This is a genomic window from Bifidobacterium platyrrhinorum (assembly GCF_010667645.1).
Taxonomy (GTDB): domain Bacteria; phylum Actinomycetota; class Actinomycetes; order Actinomycetales; family Bifidobacteriaceae; genus Bifidobacterium; species Bifidobacterium platyrrhinorum.
This window is the reverse complement of the sequence record NZ_WHZV01000005.1, coordinates 19,605-40,629: the sequence shown is the minus strand read 5'-3', so window position 1 is coordinate 40,629 and position 21,025 is coordinate 19,605. Positions and strand designations below refer to the sequence as shown.

Here is a 21,025-nt window from a genome sequence, read left to right as displayed (position 1 = left end):
AGTGAAGCCCGCACCTTTGCGGGTGCGGGCGATTGGCTGATGGTTACTTGAGGGAGTTGGGGAACACGAGCGCTAGGAACAGCCAGATGATGCAGAATCCTACGAACAGGACGATTATCCCGCCTGCCGCCGCGAGGAAGTACCTCAGCATTCGGTCCTCACTATCATCCGGTTCGCCCCACGCTATGACAGTGAGCCAGTAGGCCAGCCGGCATGAGCTAACATAAGCGAGGACAAGAAGGATGAAGCATATCAGTCCGGTGAAGCTCACTGTTCCGCCTCCTTGATTAACGTTTCCAATGCTTCGATGGCCTTATCCGAGTTTTCCGTCATCAACGCATCGTAGAATTGCTTCTCCGCTGGCGTCTGGCAGAAGTTCTTTTTGATGTTGAGCAACGTCTTGAAGTCGGTGCCCGGCCATTCGAACGTTCCCGTATCCATGTTGCTTGTATAACGGAATGCGCGGCGGCATGGGCCGAACGCCTCGGAGTCTTCCTTGGCGCGGCGCGCATACCAGAGAGCCTTCTGTAAATCCTCTACGGGATGGTTCTTCAGCCTGTGCCTCCACACGTATTTGATCATGTTGCCCACGTTGAACGAGCATTTCTCAGTCAACAGGATGCATTCGTACGGGCCGGATTCGTAATGCTCGGGATGGTTGATGTTGTCAGTCATTTTGTTTCCTTAAAAGAGGTCGAATCGGTCTCATGCGCTGATGCGATTGGCTTTCCGCCAGTGGCGCCACTCGCTGTAGTGGTAGAACAGCATGGCGATCTTGCTGACCCGGCTCGGGGTGGAATATCTCCAGCATTCCCACCATTGGCCGCACGTCGAACACCGCCAATACTGGGGGCATGCCAACTCGTCCGGAACCCGTGGTGGGTGGCAGCAGATGAACCCGCTCATGATCGTCTCCTCAGGTCTTTGATGAAGTTCTTCCGGCTGCGATGGTCGGACGGTGTGCCGCTCGTGGCCGTTACGAGATTGTCGTCGCCGTCGTACACCTTCCAGTGACCGGTCTTCGCGGCGCGTACCACGGTGTATCCGTTGCGCGCCAACCGGTTCATGAGTTTCCTGTCATCCCCGCGCGCGGTCATCTGTCCGGCTCCCTGTCGCGTTCATAGCGCACCTCCCATGTGGAAACAGAACAACAGAAACAACGCCAGATCGGCAATGAATGAGATGACGGCCGCGTATTGCGTGCCAGGCGTGAACAGATGCGCGTCGTCCATCGCACAGCCCAGGGCGCAGACCGCGTGGGCAAACAGGACAAGCACCCAAACGAAACCGCCCAATGCTAGCCAGCCGTTCATGATTCCTCCGGTTGATTGATGTAGCGCTTGTGAATCTCATAGACACCGGGATATCGTCGTGCAGCAGCTTCCGCTTCTTCGTAGGTACTGAACTGCATCCAGCTCGTAGAGTTGGGCTTCAGCACGTCCTCAACAATGAAAATAACGTCAGTCGTCATGACCGTAAATCTCCTTTGTCCATTCGCGGCAATTTGCCTGATAAACCGCTCTTGCAAAACCGCGAGGGGTCTTGCTCCGCTGATTGGCGCGGTCCTTGCCGCTCATATGCCAGATATGATTCGGGTCGGGTTCGCCCAATGTGTCGTCTTGAGCGGGAAGTGGCATTTGGAAGCCCCCCCCCGACCAAATGCAGGTCTTCTTCGTGTAGTTGTCGGCCGGTTCAAACGACGTGAACTGATAGGGGTCGAACGTAAAACTGGGTTTCCCGAAGACGTTCGACAGCACCGATACCGGGTTTTCCACCATCCAAGGCGCGCCGCTAGCTTTCCCGATGGTGCGACACTGTTCCGCGACTGCCACTGCCTTGGCTTGGAACATGTGATCCTGTTCGTATTTACGTGGGAACCACTGTGCGCCACTGACGGCAAGATCAGTGCAAGGCGGGAATCCCGCGACAAGTGCGATTGAACGTGTATCAATGAGTCGTTGGATGATGGGCAGGGCTTCCTCGACTGTCTTTGCCAGCTTCAGAACACTGCCTTCTATGCGATCTAAACCATGCTGCGGGTCAACCAGCACGGCCTTATACCCGTGTTCAACCCAAGGTTCAGCCATGATGCCCGTTAGATCGCACAAGCAGAGCACTACATCACGAGTCATGATTCCTCCTCTATATAGATCTTGTCGGTGTCATCGTGTTCCAGCTTGTCGAACGCGTCACGGTAGAAGAGACGCACCCACCATGCGGGCCTGTGACTCCATAGGCCGAGCTCGCAGTGGAGATACCCGTTCGCCACGTACCATTTGCCGCAGGCGCAGTGCATCACCGCCTGACACGTGTCGGTCGGGCATCGATCCGTCGGGCAGGAGTGCGGTTCACGCTTGTCGATTCGCAGGTAGTAGCTCATGATTACTCCTTGTGTCGCGGGCAGTAGATGTGTCCTCGTTGAATGCCCTTGGTGCCTTCCTGCCAGCCGCAGTCGACGGCGCAATCGACAGCATCCTGCACGCCGGAACACCCCCAATACAGTTCGCCGTCACTCCAACCGTCGGTGACGGCCACCACTTCGTTCCCGCGCAGACGGTCAACGATGATGAGGAATTCCTCTCCGCAGTTCACGGCATCGCATTTCACCTGGTAGACGACGGCCCTGCCGGGTTGTTTTCTCACGCTCATGATTCGGTCACCAGCTTCCAATCGGGATGGTCAAGACAGATTTTCAATACCTGGCTCAGGCCGGACAGCATCCTGTTGATGCGGTACAGGCGGTCATCGGTGTTCAGATAGCCCACGTAATGCTTCAACTCGTTGGCCCGGCATTTACGTAATGCGAGTCCGAGCCTGTAGGTGACCTGCTTGCATTTCTTGCCTTCGAAGAAAGCGGGGTAGAGGGCCGGATACTCGGCCTTCAACTCGTCCTCATGCAGGTAGGACACGGACACGCGATAGCCCTTGGCGTCGCAATAGTCGCTGTAACAGACGCTGTAATAGGCGCCCGTGTCCGCGTCCTGGCACACGTCGTACCTGCAATCGTCGGGGATATCCTTGCGCATCATGTAGAATTTGACGCTCATTTCGGGTCCTCCGCGCTGACGAAGAGCCGGTTCCTCGTGTTGTCAATCCGGATCAGGTAGGTCACCGGGCTCAACCTGCGTATCCACAAGACCGCGATCACGGCGAGCAGGCAGCAACAACAGCCTTGCAGGACGGCGAACACCCAATGATGCTCGCCGATCGCCTTGCCCATGAACGTCGCGGACCAAACGATCCAGAAAAGGTTCCAATACAAGCATCGACGCTCGTATTTCATCGGACTCACTCCTTATATATAGGTGTGATGGTCATGGTGATCAGGTGCTGTCCTTTCGGACAGCGGGTGGGGGAACGCCGGTAGGCGACCTCCACAAGATGACGGCTGTCGTCATCCGGCCAGTAGCCGGCGTCGGTCAAACCGTCTATCAACGCTTTCGAAACGGGGGCCGTGTTGGCCGGGTCGGCGCGTGTCACGGTCGGATACGAGACCTCTACCGTGACACGGCACCGGTCGAACACGGGGCGGGCGAGCCGCAGCCGGTTGATCTCCGAATTGCCGACCAGACCGCCCAACTCCCTGAGCTGTCGGGTCTTGCGCGCCCGCGCCGTCCAATGGAGGCGACTGTTCGCCGTGAACCAGAAGGCGCGGGGGATGGGGAACGTGAGCGTGACGGTCATCAGTCGTCCCTGTACGAGTTGGTCGGATCATCGTGTTCCCGCCAGTCCATGCATTCGCCACGCCAGTTCAACAAGCCTCCGCACAAGGGACACCGTTCATCGTCCGGGGGAGTCTCGTCACCGTAGAACGGTCGAACCAGCATTAGAACGGCACCTCCCCGGAATACAGGCGTTTCCTCACGTCCCTGCGGATCAGTTCGATGACATCCACGCGCAATCCGGTACGACGGCGAATCTCCTCCGCGTCCATGTTCGGGTCCTGCATCAGCAGCTTCCATGCGCGTTCGCTCGGCTTGCTCACTTCACACCCCCGGTGATGTCATCCACCAGGTCACAGGACAATGCGTCCACATGATCACCGGTCTTGTAGACCAGGCAGAGTCGTTTCACGTCGCCCTGCTTGTCGAGATACTGCGACACGGTCTGCTTCGGCATAACGGGTTCGGGGTGGGAGAGCTCGTAGGCGCAGAGTCCGATGATGCCGGCGATGAGGGCGCCGGTGATGATGATGGTGATGATGGCGAGCAGTCCGATGCTGCTTTCCACGGTCCAGTCGGTGAAAGGCTTACGGATTCTCATGATTGCTTCCTCCTAGAGAGCGGATTCCAGTCGAACTCCGCGTGCAGGAACCGCATGAACTCGCGGATGATGCACGTGAGCAGGAACAGGAACAATCCAGTGACGAACAGGGTGAACGCGTACGCAGCCAGGAAACCCACAAGCACGTCACTCATGGTCGGTATCCAACGGGCAGGGGCGGAATGGGGTGCATGTGTTCAGTTCGCTCATAGAAGCGAGTGGGCCGCATTGCCAGCCGGTGCCTTCGCTCCTAATGCATCGGGTGCCGGCATCTTCGTTCATCCACAGATCGCCTTCCTTGTCGAGCCATAGGCCGGGCTTATCCGGCAGTTGAGGCTTCGGACGCAACGCGTAAGCGAACATGCGGTCGTCGGCCCAGCAGGAATTTCCCGGCGTTTCAAGGATCCGGAGTCTGATGATCCTGTCTTCATGATCGACGTCCCCGACCTGATGCCGGTTGCCGTTAGTGAACACGGCGATGTCGCCGGAATGCACATCATCGAAGTCATCGATACGCTCATAGTCGGGATCGTCCAACCGTTCCACGGATTGAATCCACTCACACTTGTACCTCGCGTAAGACCCGTAAGGGGTGCTGAGAACCATAAGCTGCTCGTCGTCCGGCAAGGTGATGCCGCCTGCGCAATTCAGTTTCCCCGTCAGGGTCACCCCGTTCGTGTACGTGGCCCTGATTCGGGTGTCCCTCAATTCCTCGAGGGTCTTGCCTTCCCACCATTCGCTCATTTCGTGTTCTCCTATCGTTAATCGTCGAGGTAAAGGGTGCCGTTGCTGGCACGGGTGGAAACCGGTTTGAACGTGACCTGCAGTCCGTCCTCGTTCCAGTCGCCCACGATGGGTTGCGCGTTGAACTCGCGGACCTTCCGCCCCGCGTGGCGTTGCACGACACGAACCGTCTTGTTGAATGCGATGTTGTCGAACGATGGTCGTTCCCTCACTGGTGTTCCTTTCTCCTATGCCGCAGCACATGCATGCGGCCCTTCGTTTCGATGAGATGGCGGGCGCGGCCACGGGAGCCACGCCACGCGGTGACCAGCCGGTCGAACAGGTCGGGCGGCAGAACCTCCCATTCGACCGGATAATCGGGCAGCAGGTCCGCGACCAGCAGCGTCACCTGGATGTATCGGCCGGTGGATCGCATCGCGTCCAACCTCCCTGGTCGTCCAACAACACCCACCCGTGTTGGCGGGTCAGGACGGGTACGGTTTCGGGGTGATCGTTGAAACCGCTCACGATCCACCCGTAATGCTTCGCAAGCTTGGGATGCGCGTGCACCCACTCGTGACACCCGCCTTCCGCGGTACCATCCCCGCACAGGCAGATCAGGTTCGACGCCTCATGCAACCGCGGATACGGGTGGGAGCGCAAATGCCGATGATGGACACTGAAACCGGCCCAGTGATACCGTTTGCCACACCGGCAGCACCGGTACTGGTCGCGCGCCCCCACCTTCTCCCGTACGGATTGCAACGGTTGGAGACTAGAACGCCGTGCCATCATCCCAACCCGTATCCTGACCCCACGGGTCCGCCGGCTGCTGCGGCGGATACTGTTGGCCGCCTTGCGCGGGTTGGGCGCCGCCGAACGGGTTCCCGTTCGAGAACCCCTGCTGGGGTGGGAGCGTACCGTTCGCGGTGGCGCCGCGTTTCGGTTTCGCACTCAGCACGGCCAACGTGCGGGCGCCGACCTCCAAATGCTCGTACTTGACGCCGTCCTTCTCGGACACGCCCTTCGACAATCCGCCGGAGACCAGGACGCGTACGCTCAAATCCCGCTGCTTGTACTGGCGAATCTGGTCGACCGCGTCCTTCGCATCGTTCGACAGGGGACGCACGTCGAACCACAGGGTCTCCTTGTCCACCCAGTCGCCGGAATTCTTATCCTTATAACTCGGGGTCACGCTCACCGAGACCATGCAGCCGCCGTTACGGAAGTCCACGATCCTGCCCACATGGCCCTTGAACTCGATGATCGGCTCGTTCGCCATCATTTCCTCCTCAGCTTGTGACCGTCCTGCGCTTTGACGATGCACGTGTACGTGTGACTCATGGCCTTCGGACACCTCCCGATTCCCGTGGCGGGCCTCTTGCAGTCGGGACACCGGGGCATCACGCCACGCGGCGCGCACACCTGACACGTGCAACCCGCCCGTTTCGACACGTTCACTCCTCGACCTCCCCAATACGGACCGGCCTAAGCGACCGGTTCTCGACCTTCTTCATGAACCGCGTGAACCTGTCACGGCTGAACACCGGGGATTGCATCAGCCACGGCTTACCATTACGGTCACGAATCATCACGAAACAATCGGAACGCCCGTCAAGCACCCACCAGTTGCCGCCGTCATCCTCGTAATAGCCAGGCTCCTCGGGAATCACCGGCTCCTCCGGCTCCTCGGGTTCGGCGGGCTTGAACCTGTACGCGGTGGTCAGATCGAAACCGTTCTCACCGCCCAACAGGTATGAGGAGGGCAGGTGTTCGAGCCGTACGATGCGCGTCCCGTCATCGGCGAACGAACCTTTCTTGATGCGGGTCACGAAACCGCTCACACTGGTCTGGTTCTCGCCGAACAACACCCAGTCACCCACTTGGATGTCCTCGATGCGCGCCACACGCTCATTCGGCGTGGACTCGTCCGTCACGGGGTCGACGCGGTACACGCGCAAATCCGACACATACGGGTAAGGCTTGTATTCGCCGTGGATCAAACTGAACAACGGCACCTTGGGGCCGACCATGTTGGTTACGGCGAACAGGCGGATACCGGACTCCCCAAGCGCGTCGTCCAACGTTCCGGGGAGGAAGTCGCACAGCTTCGCCAGGTGCCGACCCTTGATGAACACCGGGTTCATATCATCGTCCAGAATGTCCGTGTCGAGCGTGAACTTCGCCCACATGCCCGCCTCCGCTTCGGTGATGGGAACCTCCTTGCACCGTTCAGGCAGTCGCACTTCCATGGGAATCCTCCTTATGGGTCTTGTTATTGTGGGTGTTCTTGTATTCGTTGACGAACCGTTCCGCCTCGGCGGGCGTGATCTGGTAGATGCTGGTGAGCTTGCGGCCGATGACCTCGCTGACCTTCGCGAGCATCCGGTCACCGTCCTTGATGCCGTCCTGCTGCAGCATGACGCCGATACGGTTCGCCCAATCCTGCATGACGATCTGCTTCTGCACCTCCTGGATGTTGTCGACCGGTTGGCGCAGCTCGTTCGTGTCGTTGTCCTCGGACGCACGCCCGAACGCGCGTTGCAGACTGATACGGGAAGCGGTGGTGAGCGCCGCATCATACTGTTGCTGCGGGGTGAGTTTCTTCTTCTCGGGCATGCCGCCCGGCACGACACGCACCAACCCCAACGGTTCGCTCCAAGGTTCGCTCTTGTCCTTCGGACGGATGATCGTGTACGCGTAGTCGACGATCTGATCGCCCAGGATGATGGGCTTCACGGACTGCCGGTACTCGTACTGCGGATAGTTCAAATCGATGTATTCGACCGTGGCGGCAAGATCGGCGTAGTTGTACCCGTACGCCTTCTTGTTCTTCACAGGACCCGCGTTCACCATCAGGCGGTCACCTCCAAACTCGGAATCTCCCAATCGTTGAATTCGATAACCTCGGGCGACTGGGCCAACCCCTGTCCGGCCATCACGGTCTTCCAATCGTCCGGATGCGCGTCCCGCATGGCCTTGATCCTGCGCAACGCATGCGAGATGAGCATGCCAGCCCACTCGTAATCCTTCGGGTTGAAACAGAACGGCCTGTACAGGTACGGGCGTTTCTTCGACTGGACGATGAACTCGAAATCCAACGGCCCCTCATAGCCGGCGCACCACCGGTACATGCGCTGGTAGAACACCGCCTGGATGATGTAGCCCAGGTTCTTCGCGGTTTTCCCGAACGAGTCCAGGTTCCCGGAATGCGTCTTGTAATCCCTGAGCCGCAGCACCCCGTCATAGTCGGGGAACGAGGGCAGCCAGTCGAGCTTCGCCTTCAACTCCAGTCCGGTCTCCGGGTCCGTGGCGAACAACGCGACCTCGGCGACGCCCGCATGGGAACGGAACCAGTCGCACCGGTCGGCCATGCCGTGCACCATGTCGTAATCCGTTTGGGACAACAGGATCGTCTCGTCCGGGTCAAGGTCGGCCAACTGTTGTTTGCCTTCCTTCGTGCGCCCGTCCAACCGCACTTCCACGTTCGGGCCTTCGCCCAACACGAGACTGTGCGCCGCACTGCCCACGTCCAACGTGCGCTGCGCCACGTCGATACCGTTGTCAAGGAAGTCCACGAACGCGGCCGGACAGACCAGGAACTGTTTCAACGCGCTCTGGTCCAACGCGGGATCGGCGAAATACTCCTTGTCGGGCATCACGTCAATGCGAGGCTCCATCCTCCGTCTCCTTTCTCAACTCGTTGATCTCCATTGCCAACACGGCGAGAGTGGTCTCGACCCGTTCCATGAACGCGTCCACTTCGTCCGCGTCATACCAGTCATGCCGGCAGAAACACCGTCGGGTCGTGAACCCTTGGTTTCGCACGTCCCGTGGGGTGAGCAGCAGGTCAGCCACGACGCCCCTCCGACTCGTGCTTCAACTGGTCCTCGCGTTCCATCATTCGACTGAACCGGTAGGTGCGTGACTGTCCCTGCTTGTTGCTCGTATCCTCATACGAGGTTTTGAACTGGTCGCGGGCCACGCCCATCACTTCCGACGCCTTGATGGAATCCGGGTAAATCGTGTCGTTCACGTTCCGGTACACTTCGGCGGCGTACACGATCGCTTCCGCGATACGGTTCAACGCCCTCACAAGACCGTCACTCGCCACTGGTTTCTCCCTTCGGTTTCAATCCGGTGATCCGCGCGTACACGTCGTACGTGCCCTGCGCGTTCCTGAAAACCGCCGCTTCCACCACGTACGGCTTGAACGCAGGCTTGCTGTATATAAGGTTGTTTTTGAGCGAATAGGCCTTCTTGTAGCTGTCCTTCGTGTCCACGATCGCCCACACGCCAATGTGGTTCGGCCGGCTCATGCTCTCGGCGGCCTCATTCCACTTGGATCGATTGGTTCGCTTGATCGGCTTCGGCAGCTTGTCGACGTAGCGGATTTTCTGCAGGGACATCAGTTATTCACCTCCCCGAGGGCAAGCCCCCCCCCGAGAGGATTGGTTCCTGGAAAGATGGTGACCATCATCGGCTCCTTATACATAGGTATTGGTTTCCACGGTCCGTCTGCCGGGGCGTGCTTCTGACCCGGAACCTCCAATGTTGTGTTGACGGTTCCCGACAGACTGCCGACGACGGTTTTCAGTTATGAGCGTGGACGCCCACGGAATCGCACCGTGTCCGTACCGTTGCCGCGTCATGACGAGAACCACGATCTTGGTACGGGGCAAACGTGCTGCGCCCTGATGCCGGCGAAGGAAATAAACTCGGACAAGATAGACAACGCCGGCGTGACTAGAAACTATTCGGTTATTTGGTGTTAACGACTGGCCTTTGTCGCCCCGCCCCGGCCAGAAAGGACAGAAACCAGGACGGGGAAGCCTTACTTGGTTTGGATGAGCGTGTCAGCGCCATCCGGGGTGATGATCAGTTGCTTCGCGTTGCCCAATGCGTCGATGTACTTCTGCTTGAGCACGTTGTCCGTCAAGGACTCATTGAGCACACGGTTCGCGTCGGCCTCGCCCTGGGCCTTGATCTTCTTCGTCTCGGCTTCGACCTTCGCGGTCTCCTGCTCGTTGACGGCCTTCTGGCGTGCGATCTCCGCGGCCTGCGCCTCGTTGTACTTGCTGGTGATGGTCTTCGAGTACCGCACGTCCTGCACGGTGACCTGTTCGACCGTCAGCCCGGCCTTCCTCCACTTGCTGGAGAGAGCCTTCTGCACGGCCGACTTGTACTCGCCACGGTCGGTGAGCATGGTCAACGTGTCGAACCGGCCGGACTGGGCTCGGGCAACGGAACGCAGATCGTTGACGACAAGCGACTGGGTGAACGTGGTCTGCGAACCGTAATCCCGGTACAAGGCTTCGACCTTGTTCGGGTCGAGCGAATAGATCACCTGAATGTCGATGTCCGCGCTCGCGCCGCTCTTGTCGTTCACGGTCACGGTCTTACCTTCCGCGCCGCCACCGTCGTACTTGTATTTGGCATCCCTATACAAGTTGACGATGTTGTTGCGCGTATCGTACTTCTTGACCGACTGCCAGGGCAGCTTGCCATGGAAGCCCGCGTCCGAGTTCTGACCGGCGATGCTGCCGCCCCAGTTCACGATGACCGCGGACTGGCCCACATCCTGACTCCACAGGAAAGCGGGGAACATGAGGACGCCACCGACGAGCAGTCCGACGCTGCCACCGACGACGGCAAGGCCGTCCTTGTTGCCTAACCCTCCGACGATGACGATTCCCGTGAGGATGATGACGACGAGGGCGATGATGAACAGGATCACTGGTCTTCTCCTTCTGTGATTACGGACGCGAATATGAGTGGTGGGGCGGCGAGCATGAACGCTGCGATGACGTTGCCGATCGGATGGTAGAGAGCGTCATGCGTGACCAGCCACGCGAAACCGACGATCATGCTTGCGACCAGCAGGGCCGATGTCTCCCGCTCGTAGCGAGCCCATAACGGAAGATCGGGATGCTGGTAGCCGGAACAGTGACGGCCGTACGTTCTGACGTTCATGGTTTCTCCTTTCTCTCGTGGCCCGTGACGGATTCGAACCGTCAACGCCGCAACCCGCCCTGTGAAATAACCCTTTTCGTGAAGCACATGCCAAACCAACTAAGGAGAATGCAGTATGCGGGCAGGTCGTCGAAACGTGTCCAGGCACCCCTTACCGGGGTACGGGCCAGTAAAGTGTCGCGGCCGGGGTTGCAACAGCGGAAGGAGGTTTCCGACCGCGACAAGAATGTTCAAGCCGATAGAATCGGTGCCATCATCGTTCTCGATTCAGGAAGGAGGTGAATATATGGCTGATTTGGTCTTAGGCGGCGAGAAATTCCGCCTGTCCGATGATGAGGTGGCCGACACGCTGGAACGGCGTATTTCGGAGGCTTTCAAGGCCGAGACCGTCATCGAGGTCGCTGTGGTGGTTGATCGTAATGACGTGTCCTTGACCGTGAATCCGAAGAACGTCCCGTACTGGTATGTGCTTGACGTTCCGTCTCGTAAGCCGATTCGCGTCTACTGACGTTTCGGAATCATCCGCTGGTACAGCTTGTCCGTCTCGGCTTTGTCGTTGAGATGGACAAGCATGCCGGTGTACGCAAGGAACGCGACGCTCAAACCGATGGCGATGATGCCGTATCCCCTGAGCCGAAGGCCGATATGCCGCAGAAACTGGAATGTCTCGTAATCCATCTCACGCCGCCTTTCCAGCGGAGGGCGACTGCTGCTCCCTGTGGGCTTGTAGGATGCTGGTCATGGGTGAAGTCCTTTCTTATGCCGCTTCGGTTTTCGGAGTGATTGGCGCAATCGTCGCGTTCGTCGCATTGGGGTTCGAGGTCAAAACATTCGTCGACGGGAAACGCCACTGGCAACGGGGCCGTATCGAGATCGCGGCATCCCGGTACGGATGGTTGAGACGAGACGACGGTGATGATTTCCTGTTGATCGAGTTGAAGCTGATGAACACCGGGTACGCTCCCGTCCATCTACGCCACCTCGTGTTGTACGGGATGGATTACGTGCCGGAACTCATGCCGGATGTCATGGACTTATGTCCGTTGTTGGCTCCCGGTGAATCGATACGGATTCCCGCACAACCCGAGGAGGGTGAATCATGCCGGCTGGTCGCCACATACTTCGACAGTTCCGACCGTCGGTTCCTGTTCATCCAGCCCATGCGTTTCTCCTATCTTGAATCGGATGATGACGGTGACGTGTTGTATTCATCGTTCAGAGGATGGCTAGGTTTCTTAATGCGAAACAGGCCAAGGACAATCCACCCAAGAACCTCGTCAGATGTGAGCCTTCCGGCCGATCGTCTGGAGCCATTACGGATAAGACGACGAGGCAGATGGTCGCAGCGAGAGCTATCCAGCCTAGAAGAGTGGATTCGCCGTTCCGGGCCGTCCAGGACCATAGACCTAACGCCCCGAGGACTGACGCAGCGTCCACCAGCAGATTCAGTAGCTCCACTGGGTTAAGCCGCCCTTGCCACCGGTGCTGCTCGCTGACTGTTCAGACGACGCTCCTCCTTGGCGAGGTTGACCGGGGCGTTCAAGGCAGACGCAACAAGGGCCACGAACGGGATGTTTAGGAACGATGCGGCCTTGTCTACATCGTCAGTGGTCAAGTCGCCTTTCCTGAGCTTGGTGTAGACGCTTTGCTTGGTAACGCCCCACACGTCGGCGAGGTCTCCCTTGCTGTGGCCTTGCCGCGCTAGCTCTGCGACAATCCCAGATGCGATTTGCTTTGAGGTCTTCATCTGAGTTCCTTTCCGTTTGCTGATTCCATACTCTACCTATTTAGATAGAACATGTCAACTCAAATAGGTAGTGAATTGCAAAATTTACCTATTTAGTCTAAATTTGGGTACATGGGTAGAAGCAGTAAAGATGATGTAACGCCAATGAGCAGAGCGATTATCGACGTCTCCAGAGACCTTTTGGGGCAAAGCGGGATGTCGGCTATCGCGTTCTTCCAGCGGTCAGGGTTTTCCTCGAACTACTGGTATAAACGCATGCGCTATGAATGCCCCTTCAGTACGTCCGACGTTGATCGGATAGCGGAGGCCTTCGGTACTACGTCGCTCGCCGTATATATAGAGGCGTCGAAAAGACTCGGGTAACGTCTGAGTTAGACTAGTTCATGTCTCGTCTCCTTCGCAGGGCGGGGCAATGCATTAGGGGAGTGGACTGTGTTCTTGGCGGGACCGGTCCACTCCCTTTTCTCATATGAGAACAGTCGAACAAACGTTCGATAAACCATGACGGTCATCAACCCCGCCAATGGGATTCTCGTACATTTGTTCGACTGCATACACTGTATTATGCACCCAAACAACGTAGACACGCAATCGAACAAACAGGGGCGCGAAATAAGAAAAGGGCGCCGGTCCCCGAAGGTTCCGACGCCCTGCATGTCCGGCCGCGCTCAACAACCGGATACGTTGATGCTTACCAGTTTGAGTTGAAGGACTGCGGCCTCATCTGGACAGGAACGCGTTCAGGCAGCTACGAGCTCAGCGCCGACCGCCGCGAAATCAGGAATCCCCACCACGCGCTCCGGCTTCTGCCAAAGATAATCGCAGAACATGCCGATACGCGCGTCGGGACTCAGGTCGTCGAACATCTCGAAACCATCCGTACCATCGGCCAGACGCGTGCGTTCGCATACGACGGTCTGCACCTGACGCCAACGAGGAATATTGTTCTCGGGCGAACGGCTCGGATAATACACGCCCAGCACCACACAGGAGGCGCCCGTATTGTTCATCTTGCGTTCCACGCTGGCGATCGTCTCCTCCGACGAAACCGCCACGACGTTCACGGCGCCGCCTCCTACCGCCTTGCGCAGGTTGCGGCGAGTCTTCCCCTCGTTGATGAACCGCGTCACGGCCTTCAGCACATCGATGTCGACGTTTTCAACGCTCATTTCTCGGAACACCACCTCTCATACTGGGCTTCGACAATATCGTATATCGAAACGGCTAATTCCTCGTACTTGGACGCCACGAACGAAGAACCCGTTCCGTCGGACGGGATTCGGTCGACAACGGTTTTGTCGCCAAGATTATCACCGTTCGGGTGAAGCACATGCCGATGCAGGTCGGATTCCGGCATCGCCATATCGTACCTAAATATGCAATGCAGAGAGCGTTGCTCTTCGTCGGTTTCCCTGATTTGTATGGAGAATGCCACCACCCTGCCCCGATACGTTTTCAAACGGTGCATGATGGACACGTGCTCACTGTAGTAATACTCGACGTCTTCATCCTCGGCCCCTACGGGAATCGAGTACGCCTGCGGCTTTATTGAGGCTTCCGACGTGCGGCGTTCGATTCGTCTGGCCTTACGCCTGTTGGCCTTCCCGTACTTGTTCATAATTCGTCAAGCATATGTGCGGCTCGGATGGTACACGCCGAGCCGTTCGGCGTCGAAAGAGCGCCGACGCAGGGGAGGGGTGGAGTTGCGACCTGAATGGGGACCCGCTATGTTTAAGGCATAAGCCAACCCCTGAGGGGGAAATGGAAGTAGGAGCCGGATTCCCTGAGCATCTTGGGGGCCGGCTCCCGCGCTATCACAGACGGTCGCGGACCATGCCGATCACATCACTGTTACGTTCCCGGATGACCGGGTCCGCGAGCATCCGGTCGGTCGTCATCCACACGCAATCCTTCGAATCCACATGGAAACGGTCCGTCTTCCACGCGTCCGGCATGCGCTTGATGTTCGCCTTGTACAGCGTGTACTCGTAGTGGCGGGTCTCGTGATGCTCCGTACTGTACTTGTCGTGGCTTTCGCTGCCGATGCGGGTGAGCGTGAAATCATCTTGGGGGATGTCGAAACCGTTCGACAGGTATTCGGCGAGCAGTCGCACGTTCTCCGGTTCCGTGGCCGCGGTCGTATGGTTGGGGAAGAAATCGCAATCCCAGTTCACGTCATGGTAGAGCAGGTACCGGTTGCCGTCGTTGATCGCGATGATGCTGCTGCGTCTTATCATGATTCGTCCGTATCCTTCCATTCGATTTGCTTCAGGTCGAGCTTGTCGCCGACCCGTTCCATGCTCTCAAGCAGAGTGGAGGTAGGCACGTCACGGTAGTAGTCGCTCATTTCGATGCTGGAATGGCCGACGAGACGTTTGATGATTCCCGGGTCCACACCCTCGTCGAACAGGAACGTCGCCACGCTGCGCCGGCATTCATGCCCGTAACGCGAATCCGGGTCGGGGATGCCGGCCCTCCTGACGAGATCGCGGAACGCCAACGCGTCCTTGCGCATGTCGATCGGATATCCTTCGCGGGTGCGGAACAGCAAATTGTACGGGTTGGGAATGTCCTTGGTCGCTTCGAGGTACCGGTGTACGGCGGCGCCGAGCTGGGGAATGATGGGTTTGATGCTGCCCCTCTGTGATTTCGGCGGGGTCAGGGCGAAACTGTTGCGCAACGGGATCATGTCATACCCGTCGGGCACCACCCAGATCGCGTCCGGGCAGGAGCTGGGACGCTTATAACCGCACGGGTAAACGCCCTGCCGGTTGGGTTCGCCGCACCCATGCCTCTTGTTCAACTTCTCCAGTTTCCAGTTCATCGTGTACGTGCCGGTCCAGACCTCCGGCCCGTCAATGTGTTCGAGGCTCCTGTCCCGGTACAGGTCCAGGTCGTCCAATGTGACGCCGAGGATTTCGGATTGGCGCATGCCGGTGAGCAGCTTCCACCAGAAGCGGGTGCCGGTGAACACGTCCTCCGCGGACAGGCGCAGCATGGCGCGGACCTCGTCGGCGGTGAACGCCTTGCGATGCTGCTCTCCGCTGCGATGGTCGGTTTTGTCCGAGTCGGCTTCCGATGGCAGGGGCTTCGGCGCCTTGCGGTGGATGGGGAGCGTCTTCACGTCGGCGAGTTTCGCTTCGGTGCGGGGCCGCAGGTCGGAGGATATCGGACTGGTGGGGATCAGACGGTCGGCGACGGCGCTGTCGAAAATCTGACGGAGCACGTTGTACGCGTTCAGCTTGCGGTTCGCGGACGGTTCGGTCCCGTCGAGGTTGCGCATGTTGCGGAGCATGCGTTTGGCGGCGGACGGGGTGACGTCCGCGAGTTTGACCTTCCGGTATTTGGCGAGGTGCACGTTGACGATGCTCTTGTACGAGTCGTAGGAGTTGGGTTTGATGTCCCGCTGTTTGAGGTCCAGCCATTGGTCCATGTATTCGCCGAGCGTGGTGGAGCGGTCGAGGCCCATGCCCCATTCCCTTTTCTCCCGCAGTGCGGCGGTTATCTTGCTTTCGCACGCCCTGTACGAGCTGGCCGTAACCCATTTGCCGTCGACCTTCGCCCGGTAGCGTACGTATGTCTTCACCGTTCCGCCGGAGAGCGTCTTGGTCTGGATCTCCTTGATGGGGCGGATGACGCCGGTCCGGTTCTCCCTCGGCATGCCCGACACCTCCATTCGTCAACATTCGTCAACATCCAGTTCGTTACCGTTCGTTACTGACAGTAACCGACGGTAACGAGAAAACGTTGGAATATGGCCGTTTCCCACATGTATCGACGGTATGATTATACTCTGAATGACGGAGTGAGCAGATGTGGAAGGTATGCTGATCTGGCCATAATCTGGTTATGATCGCCGAAATCCCCCGGGATCGTCCGTTCCCGGGGGATTTCGTATGAGAGGGGGGGGGAAACGGATCATGCAGGTGGCGTTGGAAAGCAATGCGTTCTTCATGGGCGTCGAGTACCTCGCCATCTTCTGTTGCGGTCTGGTCGGCGGCTTGGCCGCGGTGCGCAAGCAGTACGACCTGTTCGTCATCCTCGTCATCGCGTGGCTCACCGCGTTGGGCGGCGGCATCCTGCGCGACGTGCTGCTCGAGGTGCCTCCGGTGGGCATCACCGATCGGTGGTCGGTGCTTACGGCGCTCGTATCCGGCATCGCCATAGCCATCATCCATCCGGAGATCAACAAGCTGAAGTGGTCGATGCTCATGCTCGACGCGCTGGCGCTGGGGCTGTTCGCCGTCAACGGCACGGCCAAGGCCATGTACCTGGGCACGTCGGGCATGACCGCCGCGTTCCTCGGCATGGCCACGGCGTTGGGCGGCGGGCTCACGCGCGACATCCTCCTCAACGACGTGCCGATGATCATCCGTGACAAGCACTGGTACGCGGTGCCGTCGGCGGTGGGGTGCGTGCTCACCGTGTTCGTGTGCAAGGGCCGCATGTCCGGACTGCTCAACGCGGAGCAGGAGATCGCCCTCGACCTGGTCATCATCATGCTCATCGTCGGCATGCGCATGGCGTCGGTCGTCTACAACATCAAGTTCCCCGGTGCCGTCGAACGGCACAACGTGTATCTGCCGGGTGAGGGCCGCTACCTGCGGCGCCCGGACATCACGCCGAAGCCCCATGACGAGGCGTCGGGGCGCGGCGGCCGGCGGGCGCGCTGGGATGAGGACGACGATTCCTGAACACGCCGCGGAAAGCGCGTGACGACGGCGCGTCGCGTTATCCGCATGCCGTGCTATCATCTACGTCTCGTATGTCCTTATAGCAAACGTCGTTTGGAGTTACATTGGCAAACATCAAGTCGCAGAAGAAGCGCGTCATCACCAACGAGAAGGCGCACAAGCGCAACGTGGCCGTCAAGTCTTCGCTGAAGACCGCCGTCCGCGCCACCCGCGAGGCCATCGCCGCCGGTGACAAGGCCGCCGCCGAGGCCGCCTTCAAGGTCGCCGCCCGCAAGCTCGACAAGGCCGCCGGCGCCGGCGTGATCCACAAGAACCAGGCCGCCAACCGCAAGTCCGGCCTCGCCGTCGCGATCAACGCCCTGTGAGACTGATTCCGCCCCGTTGAGGGCGGGCAGCCGTAGACCCCGCAAGCCCATCGGTTTGCGGGGTCTCTTGTGTCACGTAGACTAGTGAGAGTTTGACTTCAAGCCCACCATAGGAGGCATGTTCAGTGGTCGCCCAGCATAACCGGCCCGGTTCCACCGATCAGTCGTTGATCCGCAACTTCTGCATCATCGCGCACATCGACCACGGCAAGTCCACCGTGGCCGATCGCATCCTGCAGCTGAGCGGCATCGTGCCCGAACGCGAGATGCGCGACCGCTTCCTCGACCGCATGGACATCGAGCAGGAGCGCGGCATCACCATCAAGTCGCAGGCCGTGCGCGTGCCGTGGACGTTCGACGGCACCGAATACACGCTGGGCATGATCGACACCCCGGGTCACGTGGACTTCACGTACGAGGTGTCGCGCGCGCTGGCGGCGTGCGAGGGCGCCGTGCTGCTCGTCGACGCCACGCAGGGCATCGAGGCGCAGACGCTGTCGAACCTGTACATGGCCATCGACCACAACCTCACCATCATCCCCGTGCTCAACAAGATCGACCTGCCGAGCGCCGAACCGGACAAGCACGCCGAGGAGATCGCCGGCCTCATCGGCTGCGAGCCGAGCGACGTGCTGCGCGTGTCCGGCAAGACCGGCGAGGGCGTCGCCGACCTGCTCGACCAGATCGTCATGGAGGTGCCCGCGCCGGAAGGCGACCCCGAGGCGCCCGCCCGCGCCCTCATCTTCGACTCCGTGTACGACTCCTACCGCGGCATCGTCACCTATATCCGCATGGAGGACGGCGAGCTCCACAGCCGTGAGAAGGTGCACATGATGGGCATCGGCATGACGCACGAGCCCATCGAGATCGGCGTGATCAGCCCGGACATGACGCCGACGAAGGCGCTCGGCGCCGGCGAAGTCGGCTACATCATCACCGGCGCGAAGGACGTGAGCCAGTCGAAGGTCGGCGACACCCTGACCTCCGCCGTGCGTCCCGCCACGGAGCCGTTGCCCGGCTACCGCGACCCGAAGCCGATGGTCTACTCCGGCCTGTTCCCGATCGACAACGCCCAGTTCCCCGAACTGCGCGAGGCGCTCGACAAGCTCAAGCTCAACGACGCCGCCCTCGTCTACACGCCGGAGACGTCCGTGGCGCTGGGATTCGGCTTCCGCTGCGGCTTCCTCGGCCTGCTGCACATGGAGATCGTCTCCGAGCGTCTCAGCCGCGAGTTCGGCCTCGACCTCATCCAGACCGCGCCGAACGTCACCTACGAGGTGACCAGCGAGGACGGCAGCGAACACCATGTCACCAACCCGAGCGAGTTCCCGGACGGCAAGATCAAGAGGATCGTCGAGCCGATGGTCGCTGCCGACATCATCACGCCGAAGGAGTTCATCGGTGCGGTCATGGACCTGTGCCAGGACCACCGCGGCCAGATGGGCACGATGGAGTACATCTCCACCGACCGCGTGGAGATGCACTACCGCATCCCCCTGGCGGAGATCGTGTTCGACTTCTTCGATCAGCTCAAGTCCCGCACCAAGGGCTACGCCTCGCTCGACTACCACGAGGACGGCGAGCAGTCGGCCGACCTCGTCAAGGTGGACATCCTCATCCAGGGCGAGAAGGTGGACGCGTTCAGCGCCATCGTGCACCGCGACAAGGCGTACGGCTACGGCGTGATGATGACGAAGAAGCTGCGTGAGCTCATCCCGCGCCAGCAGTTCGAGATCCCGATCCAGGCGGCGATCGGCTCGCGCATCATCGCGCGCGAGAACATCCGCGCGCTCAGGAAGGACGTGCTCGCCAAGTGCTACGGCGGCGACATCACGCGTAAGCGCAAGCTTCTCGAAAAGCAGAAGGCCGGCAAGAAGCGCATGAAGATGCTCGGCCATGTCGAGGTGCCGCAGGAGGCGTTCATCGCCGCCCTGTCCACCGGCGAGGACGCGAACGACCGCGACACCAAGGACAAGATCCGCGCCGCCCAGAAGACCGAAGGCTGATGTTCGAGGTCTACGTCCACGTGCCGTTCTGCATGCGGCGCTGCGGGTACTGCGATTTCAATACGTACACCGCGCGCGACCTCGGAGCGGGCGCATCGCGCGGCAACTACGCGAACATGGTCGTGCGCGAGATGGAACTCACACATGAATGGCAGCTCGCGCACGGCATCGAGGAGCCGTCGGTGGACACCGTGTTCTTCGGCGGCGGCACACCCACCATTCTGTCCGCCGATGATCTTGTGACCATGCTGGATGCGATTCGCCGCATCTGGGGCGTCATGCCGGACGCGGAGATCACCACCGAAGCCAATCCGGACACCGTCAACGAGTATTACATCAACCGTCTCGCCGAAGGTGGTTTCACTCGCATCTCCTTCGGCATGCAGTCCGCCGTACCGCATGTGCTGAGGACCCTTGACCGTACGCATACGCCCGCAAACGTCGAGGCCGGCGTGCATGCGGCGGACAAGGCCGGCCTGCGTTCCAGCGTCGACCTCATCTACGGCGCGCCCGGGGAGAGCCTCGACGATTGGCGCACGTCGGTGCGTACCGCCGTCAATCTCGGCGTCAACCACATCTCCGCCTACGCACTCACCGTCGAACCAACCACCAAGATGGGCCGTCGGATTGCGGCCGGCACCCTGCCCAAGCCGGATGATGACGACGAGGCCGCCAAATACGAAATCGCAGACGAACTGCTCACGGCCGCCGGACTCGCATGGTATGAGGTCTCCAACTGGGCGAAACCCGGCTATGAGAGCCGACATAACCTCGGCTACTGGCGCAACGTCGACTGGGCCGGACTCGGCCCCGGCGCGCACTCGCACTACAACGCCGTCTCCTCCGGGGACGACGCCGCGGAGCATGCCTTGCGTGCGTGGGACATCGCCCATCCGCGCTTGTGGGGTACCGCCATCAACGAAGGTCGCGTCCCGTGGGGCGGCAGTGAGGAGATCACGCCGGGGGAGAACCTCGAGGAGCTCATCATGCTCGGCCTGCGCATCCGAGAGGGTCTCGACCTGGGCCGCATCAACGGGGCCATCGCCTCCGCGCGCGGGGTGGACGGCTCCATGCCCCTGCGTCCCATTGACGCCGCGCAATTGCTGCCGATGGTCGAGGAAGGGCTCGTCGTCATCGAATCCGACGCAAGGAACCATACCCGCATCGTCCCCACGCGCAAGGGGCGTCTGCTCAACGACGCCGTCATCGAACGCGTCTTCGACCTCGCCGGCGTGTGAACCCCGGAACGGAACC

General features: G+C 59.9%; 37 protein-coding genes. 5 read left to right on the top strand and 32 right to left on the bottom strand.

The window, feature by feature from the left end; translation table 11 throughout:
- Window positions 1–43: 43 nt before the first annotated feature.
- From GFD21_RS06570 to GFD21_RS06445, 26 genes are all read right to left on the bottom strand, one after another.
- Complete coding sequence (locus GFD21_RS06570) at window positions 44–271, bottom strand: hypothetical protein (RefSeq protein ID WP_163197143.1); 228 nt, start codon at window positions 269–271, stop codon at window positions 44–46.
- Complete coding sequence (locus tag GFD21_RS06565; protein WP_163197142.1) at window positions 268–675, bottom strand: DUF3310 domain-containing protein; 408 nt, start codon at window positions 673–675, stop codon at window positions 268–270. The genes GFD21_RS06570 and GFD21_RS06565 overlap by 4 nt, the downstream gene beginning before the upstream one ends.
- Window positions 676–902: 227 nt before the next feature.
- Window positions 903–1,097 carry a hypothetical protein gene (locus tag GFD21_RS06560; protein ID WP_163197141.1) on the bottom strand — a complete coding sequence of 65 codons (195 nt, stop codon included), beginning with the start codon at window positions 1,095–1,097 and terminating at the stop codon, window positions 903–905.
- Window positions 1,098–1,118: 21 nt separating this feature from the next.
- Entirely contained in the window at window positions 1,119–1,313 is a 195-nt protein-coding gene (locus GFD21_RS06555; RefSeq protein ID WP_163197140.1) for a hypothetical protein, read from the bottom strand.
- Complete coding sequence (locus GFD21_RS06550; protein WP_163197139.1) at window positions 1,310–1,471, bottom strand: hypothetical protein; 162 nt, start codon at window positions 1,469–1,471, stop codon at window positions 1,310–1,312. Before GFD21_RS06550 ends, GFD21_RS06555 begins: the two co-directional genes overlap by 4 nt.
- Entirely contained in the window at window positions 1,461–2,132 is a 672-nt protein-coding gene (locus tag GFD21_RS06545) for a hypothetical protein (protein WP_163197138.1), read from the bottom strand. Before GFD21_RS06545 ends, GFD21_RS06550 begins: the two co-directional genes overlap by 11 nt.
- Window positions 2,129–2,380, bottom strand: coding sequence for a hypothetical protein (locus tag GFD21_RS06540; protein ID WP_163197137.1), 252 nt, complete (start codon window positions 2,378–2,380; stop codon window positions 2,129–2,131). Before GFD21_RS06540 ends, GFD21_RS06545 begins: the two co-directional genes overlap by 4 nt.
- A 2-nt stretch (window positions 2,381–2,382) precedes the next feature.
- Window positions 2,383–2,649 (bottom strand): hypothetical protein, encoded by a 267-nt coding sequence (locus GFD21_RS06535; RefSeq protein ID WP_163197136.1) that lies wholly within the window; start codon window positions 2,647–2,649, stop codon window positions 2,383–2,385.
- Window positions 2,646–3,047 (bottom strand): hypothetical protein, encoded by a 402-nt coding sequence (locus tag GFD21_RS06530; protein ID WP_163197135.1) that lies wholly within the window; start codon window positions 3,045–3,047, stop codon window positions 2,646–2,648. Before GFD21_RS06530 ends, GFD21_RS06535 begins: the two co-directional genes overlap by 4 nt.
- Window positions 3,044–3,283 carry a hypothetical protein gene (locus GFD21_RS06525; RefSeq protein ID WP_163197134.1) on the bottom strand — a complete coding sequence of 80 codons (240 nt, stop codon included), beginning with the start codon at window positions 3,281–3,283 and terminating at the stop codon, window positions 3,044–3,046. The genes GFD21_RS06530 and GFD21_RS06525 overlap by 4 nt, the downstream gene beginning before the upstream one ends.
- Before the next feature lie 5 nt (window positions 3,284–3,288).
- The gene (locus GFD21_RS06520; RefSeq protein ID WP_163197133.1) at window positions 3,289–3,684 is read right to left on the bottom strand and encodes a RusA family crossover junction endodeoxyribonuclease; all 396 of its coding nucleotides are present in this window, start codon (window positions 3,682–3,684) and stop codon (window positions 3,289–3,291) included.
- 142 nt (window positions 3,685–3,826) lie between these two features.
- Entirely contained in the window at window positions 3,827–3,985 is a 159-nt protein-coding gene (locus GFD21_RS06515) for a hypothetical protein (protein WP_163197132.1), read from the bottom strand.
- Window positions 3,982–4,263 carry a tight junction protein ZO-3 gene (locus GFD21_RS06510; protein ID WP_163197131.1) on the bottom strand — a complete coding sequence of 94 codons (282 nt, stop codon included), beginning with the start codon at window positions 4,261–4,263 and terminating at the stop codon, window positions 3,982–3,984. The genes GFD21_RS06515 and GFD21_RS06510 overlap by 4 nt, the downstream gene beginning before the upstream one ends.
- Complete coding sequence (locus tag GFD21_RS06505) at window positions 4,260–4,418, bottom strand: hypothetical protein (RefSeq protein ID WP_163197130.1); 159 nt, start codon at window positions 4,416–4,418, stop codon at window positions 4,260–4,262. Before GFD21_RS06505 ends, GFD21_RS06510 begins: the two co-directional genes overlap by 4 nt.
- The gene (locus tag GFD21_RS06500) at window positions 4,411–5,007 is read right to left on the bottom strand and encodes a hypothetical protein (RefSeq protein ID WP_163197129.1); all 597 of its coding nucleotides are present in this window, start codon (window positions 5,005–5,007) and stop codon (window positions 4,411–4,413) included. Before GFD21_RS06500 ends, GFD21_RS06505 begins: the two co-directional genes overlap by 8 nt.
- A gap of 17 nt (window positions 5,008–5,024) precedes the next feature.
- Complete coding sequence (locus GFD21_RS06495) at window positions 5,025–5,219, bottom strand: hypothetical protein (protein ID WP_163197128.1); 195 nt, start codon at window positions 5,217–5,219, stop codon at window positions 5,025–5,027.
- Window positions 5,216–5,422: a hypothetical protein gene (locus tag GFD21_RS06490; protein ID WP_163197127.1), complete on the bottom strand. Its 207-nt coding sequence runs from the start codon at window positions 5,420–5,422 to the stop codon at window positions 5,216–5,218. Before GFD21_RS06490 ends, GFD21_RS06495 begins: the two co-directional genes overlap by 4 nt.
- Before the next feature lie 339 nt (window positions 5,423–5,761).
- Complete coding sequence (locus GFD21_RS06485; protein WP_163197126.1) at window positions 5,762–6,271, bottom strand: single stranded DNA-binding domain-containing protein; 510 nt, start codon at window positions 6,269–6,271, stop codon at window positions 5,762–5,764.
- A 172-nt stretch (window positions 6,272–6,443) separates the two neighbouring features.
- Window positions 6,444–7,238 carry a hypothetical protein gene (locus GFD21_RS06480; protein ID WP_163197125.1) on the bottom strand — a complete coding sequence of 265 codons (795 nt, stop codon included), beginning with the start codon at window positions 7,236–7,238 and terminating at the stop codon, window positions 6,444–6,446.
- Window positions 7,219–7,824: a hypothetical protein gene (locus GFD21_RS06475; RefSeq protein WP_163197124.1), complete on the bottom strand. Its 606-nt coding sequence runs from the start codon at window positions 7,822–7,824 to the stop codon at window positions 7,219–7,221. The genes GFD21_RS06480 and GFD21_RS06475 overlap by 20 nt, the downstream gene beginning before the upstream one ends.
- Before the next feature lie 17 nt (window positions 7,825–7,841).
- Window positions 7,842–8,666: a PD-(D/E)XK nuclease-like domain-containing protein gene (locus GFD21_RS06470; RefSeq protein ID WP_163197123.1), complete on the bottom strand. Its 825-nt coding sequence runs from the start codon at window positions 8,664–8,666 to the stop codon at window positions 7,842–7,844.
- Window positions 8,650–8,844, bottom strand: coding sequence for a DivIVA domain-containing protein (locus GFD21_RS11335; protein WP_163197122.1), 195 nt, complete (start codon window positions 8,842–8,844; stop codon window positions 8,650–8,652). The genes GFD21_RS06470 and GFD21_RS11335 overlap by 17 nt, the downstream gene beginning before the upstream one ends.
- Window positions 8,837–9,100, bottom strand: coding sequence for a hypothetical protein (locus tag GFD21_RS06460; RefSeq protein ID WP_163197121.1), 264 nt, complete (start codon window positions 9,098–9,100; stop codon window positions 8,837–8,839). Before GFD21_RS06460 ends, GFD21_RS11335 begins: the two co-directional genes overlap by 8 nt.
- Window positions 9,090–9,395, bottom strand: coding sequence for a hypothetical protein (locus GFD21_RS06455; protein ID WP_163197120.1), 306 nt, complete (start codon window positions 9,393–9,395; stop codon window positions 9,090–9,092). Before GFD21_RS06455 ends, GFD21_RS06460 begins: the two co-directional genes overlap by 11 nt.
- 425 nt (window positions 9,396–9,820) lie before the next feature.
- Window positions 9,821–10,723: a prohibitin family protein gene (locus tag GFD21_RS06450; protein WP_163197119.1), complete on the bottom strand. Its 903-nt coding sequence runs from the start codon at window positions 10,721–10,723 to the stop codon at window positions 9,821–9,823.
- Complete coding sequence (locus GFD21_RS06445) at window positions 10,720–10,959, bottom strand: hypothetical protein (RefSeq protein ID WP_163197118.1); 240 nt, start codon at window positions 10,957–10,959, stop codon at window positions 10,720–10,722. Before GFD21_RS06445 ends, GFD21_RS06450 begins: the two co-directional genes overlap by 4 nt.
- A gap of 286 nt (window positions 10,960–11,245) precedes the next feature.
- On the opposite strand from GFD21_RS06445, the gene GFD21_RS06440 reads away from it, so the two are divergent.
- Window positions 11,246–11,467, top strand: a complete 222-nt coding sequence (locus tag GFD21_RS06440) for a hypothetical protein (RefSeq protein ID WP_163197117.1) — start codon at window positions 11,246–11,248, stop codon at window positions 11,465–11,467.
- Here GFD21_RS06440 and GFD21_RS06435 read toward each other — a convergent pair.
- The 6 genes from GFD21_RS06435 to GFD21_RS06410 form a co-directional block, all read right to left on the bottom strand.
- Window positions 11,461–11,637 carry a hypothetical protein gene (locus tag GFD21_RS06435; RefSeq protein ID WP_163197116.1) on the bottom strand — a complete coding sequence of 59 codons (177 nt, stop codon included), beginning with the start codon at window positions 11,635–11,637 and terminating at the stop codon, window positions 11,461–11,463. The genes GFD21_RS06440 and GFD21_RS06435 overlap by 7 nt on opposite strands.
- 784 nt (window positions 11,638–12,421) lie before the next feature.
- Complete coding sequence (locus tag GFD21_RS06430; RefSeq protein ID WP_163197115.1) at window positions 12,422–12,706, bottom strand: hypothetical protein; 285 nt, start codon at window positions 12,704–12,706, stop codon at window positions 12,422–12,424.
- A gap of 740 nt (window positions 12,707–13,446) precedes the next feature.
- On the bottom strand, window positions 13,447–13,875 hold the full coding sequence (locus GFD21_RS06425) for a hypothetical protein (RefSeq protein ID WP_163197114.1): 429 nt from the start codon (window positions 13,873–13,875) through the stop codon (window positions 13,447–13,449).
- The gene (locus tag GFD21_RS06420) at window positions 13,872–14,324 is read right to left on the bottom strand and encodes a hypothetical protein (protein ID WP_163197113.1); all 453 of its coding nucleotides are present in this window, start codon (window positions 14,322–14,324) and stop codon (window positions 13,872–13,874) included. The genes GFD21_RS06425 and GFD21_RS06420 overlap by 4 nt, the downstream gene beginning before the upstream one ends.
- A gap of 196 nt (window positions 14,325–14,520) precedes the next feature.
- Window positions 14,521–14,943: a hypothetical protein gene (locus GFD21_RS06415; RefSeq protein WP_163197112.1), complete on the bottom strand. Its 423-nt coding sequence runs from the start codon at window positions 14,941–14,943 to the stop codon at window positions 14,521–14,523.
- Complete coding sequence (locus GFD21_RS06410; protein WP_163197111.1) at window positions 14,940–16,367, bottom strand: tyrosine-type recombinase/integrase; 1,428 nt, start codon at window positions 16,365–16,367, stop codon at window positions 14,940–14,942. Before GFD21_RS06410 ends, GFD21_RS06415 begins: the two co-directional genes overlap by 4 nt.
- 259 nt (window positions 16,368–16,626) lie before the next feature.
- On the opposite strand from GFD21_RS06410, the gene GFD21_RS06405 reads away from it, so the two are divergent.
- The 4 genes from GFD21_RS06405 to hemW all read left to right on the top strand — a co-directional run bounded on the left by GFD21_RS06405 (window position 16,627) and on the right by hemW (window position 21,009).
- Complete coding sequence (locus GFD21_RS06405; protein WP_163197110.1) at window positions 16,627–17,400, top strand: trimeric intracellular cation channel family protein; 774 nt, start codon at window positions 16,627–16,629, stop codon at window positions 17,398–17,400.
- Window positions 17,401–17,504: 104 nt separating this feature from the next.
- Window positions 17,505–17,765: a 30S ribosomal protein S20 gene (gene rpsT / locus GFD21_RS06400; protein WP_163197109.1), complete on the top strand. Its 261-nt coding sequence runs from the start codon at window positions 17,505–17,507 to the stop codon at window positions 17,763–17,765.
- A gap of 125 nt (window positions 17,766–17,890) precedes the next feature.
- Entirely contained in the window at window positions 17,891–19,771 is a 1,881-nt protein-coding gene (gene lepA / locus GFD21_RS06395; protein ID WP_163197108.1) for a translation elongation factor 4, read from the top strand.
- A complete protein-coding gene (gene hemW, locus GFD21_RS06390; RefSeq protein WP_163197107.1) occupies window positions 19,771–21,009 on the top strand; it encodes a radical SAM family heme chaperone HemW in 1,239 nt (412 codons plus the stop codon). Before lepA ends, hemW begins: the two co-directional genes overlap by 1 nt.
- Window positions 21,010–21,025 lie beyond the last annotated feature (16 nt).

What these genes read in the sequence shown, in the direction of transcription:
- GFD21_RS06550 (WP_163197139.1), bottom strand. Translation starts at nt 1,471, where the DNA reads ATGACGACTGACGTTATTTTCATTGTTGAGGACGTGCTGAAGCCCAAC.
- GFD21_RS06435 (WP_163197116.1), bottom strand. Translation starts at nt 11,637, where the DNA reads ATGGATTACGAGACATTCCAGTTTCTGCGGCATATCGGCCTTCGGCTC.
- GFD21_RS06480 (WP_163197125.1), bottom strand. Translation starts at nt 7,238, where the DNA reads ATGGAAGTGCGACTGCCTGAACGGTGCAAGGAGGTTCCCATCACCGAA.
- GFD21_RS06520 (WP_163197133.1), bottom strand. Translation starts at nt 3,684, where the DNA reads ATGACCGTCACGCTCACGTTCCCCATCCCCCGCGCCTTCTGGTTCACG.
- GFD21_RS06490 (WP_163197127.1), bottom strand. Translation starts at nt 5,422, where the DNA reads ATGCGATCCACCGGCCGATACATCCAGGTGACGCTGCTGGTCGCGGAC.
- GFD21_RS06555 (WP_163197140.1), bottom strand. Translation starts at nt 1,313, where the DNA reads ATGAACGGCTGGCTAGCATTGGGCGGTTTCGTTTGGGTGCTTGTCCTG.
- GFD21_RS06430 (WP_163197115.1), bottom strand. Translation starts at nt 12,706, where the DNA reads ATGAAGACCTCAAAGCAAATCGCATCTGGGATTGTCGCAGAGCTAGCG.
- GFD21_RS06415 (WP_163197112.1), bottom strand. Translation starts at nt 14,943, where the DNA reads ATGATAAGACGCAGCAGCATCATCGCGATCAACGACGGCAACCGGTAC.
- GFD21_RS06530 (WP_163197135.1), bottom strand. Translation starts at nt 3,047, where the DNA reads ATGAGCGTCAAATTCTACATGATGCGCAAGGATATCCCCGACGATTGC.
- GFD21_RS06405 (WP_163197110.1), top strand. Translation starts at nt 16,627, where the DNA reads ATGCAGGTGGCGTTGGAAAGCAATGCGTTCTTCATGGGCGTCGAGTAC.
- GFD21_RS06425 (WP_163197114.1), bottom strand. Translation starts at nt 13,875, where the DNA reads ATGAGCGTTGAAAACGTCGACATCGATGTGCTGAAGGCCGTGACGCGG.
- GFD21_RS06410 (WP_163197111.1), bottom strand. Translation starts at nt 16,367, where the DNA reads ATGCCGAGGGAGAACCGGACCGGCGTCATCCGCCCCATCAAGGAGATC.
- GFD21_RS06505 (WP_163197130.1), bottom strand. Translation starts at nt 4,418, where the DNA reads ATGAGTGACGTGCTTGTGGGTTTCCTGGCTGCGTACGCGTTCACCCTG.
- GFD21_RS06445 (WP_163197118.1), bottom strand. Translation starts at nt 10,959, where the DNA reads ATGAACGTCAGAACGTACGGCCGTCACTGTTCCGGCTACCAGCATCCC.
- hemW (WP_163197107.1), top strand. Translation starts at nt 19,771, where the DNA reads ATGTTCGAGGTCTACGTCCACGTGCCGTTCTGCATGCGGCGCTGCGGG.
- GFD21_RS06485 (WP_163197126.1), bottom strand. Translation starts at nt 6,271, where the DNA reads ATGATGGCGAACGAGCCGATCATCGAGTTCAAGGGCCATGTGGGCAGG.
- GFD21_RS06440 (WP_163197117.1), top strand. Translation starts at nt 11,246, where the DNA reads ATGGCTGATTTGGTCTTAGGCGGCGAGAAATTCCGCCTGTCCGATGAT.
- GFD21_RS06545 (WP_163197138.1), bottom strand. Translation starts at nt 2,132, where the DNA reads ATGACTCGTGATGTAGTGCTCTGCTTGTGCGATCTAACGGGCATCATG.
- GFD21_RS06510 (WP_163197131.1), bottom strand. Translation starts at nt 4,263, where the DNA reads ATGAGAATCCGTAAGCCTTTCACCGACTGGACCGTGGAAAGCAGCATC.
- GFD21_RS06470 (WP_163197123.1), bottom strand. Translation starts at nt 8,666, where the DNA reads ATGGAGCCTCGCATTGACGTGATGCCCGACAAGGAGTATTTCGCCGAT.
- GFD21_RS06525 (WP_163197134.1), bottom strand. Translation starts at nt 3,283, where the DNA reads ATGAAATACGAGCGTCGATGCTTGTATTGGAACCTTTTCTGGATCGTT.
- GFD21_RS06455 (WP_163197120.1), bottom strand. Translation starts at nt 9,395, where the DNA reads ATGTCCCTGCAGAAAATCCGCTACGTCGACAAGCTGCCGAAGCCGATC.
- GFD21_RS06540 (WP_163197137.1), bottom strand. Translation starts at nt 2,380, where the DNA reads ATGAGCTACTACCTGCGAATCGACAAGCGTGAACCGCACTCCTGCCCG.
- GFD21_RS06560 (WP_163197141.1), bottom strand. Translation starts at nt 1,097, where the DNA reads ATGACCGCGCGCGGGGATGACAGGAAACTCATGAACCGGTTGGCGCGC.
- GFD21_RS06420 (WP_163197113.1), bottom strand. Translation starts at nt 14,324, where the DNA reads ATGAACAAGTACGGGAAGGCCAACAGGCGTAAGGCCAGACGAATCGAA.
- GFD21_RS06500 (WP_163197129.1), bottom strand. Translation starts at nt 5,007, where the DNA reads ATGAGCGAATGGTGGGAAGGCAAGACCCTCGAGGAATTGAGGGACACC.
- GFD21_RS06565 (WP_163197142.1), bottom strand. Translation starts at nt 675, where the DNA reads ATGACTGACAACATCAACCATCCCGAGCATTACGAATCCGGCCCGTAC.
- GFD21_RS06535 (WP_163197136.1), bottom strand. Translation starts at nt 2,649, where the DNA reads ATGAGCGTGAGAAAACAACCCGGCAGGGCCGTCGTCTACCAGGTGAAA.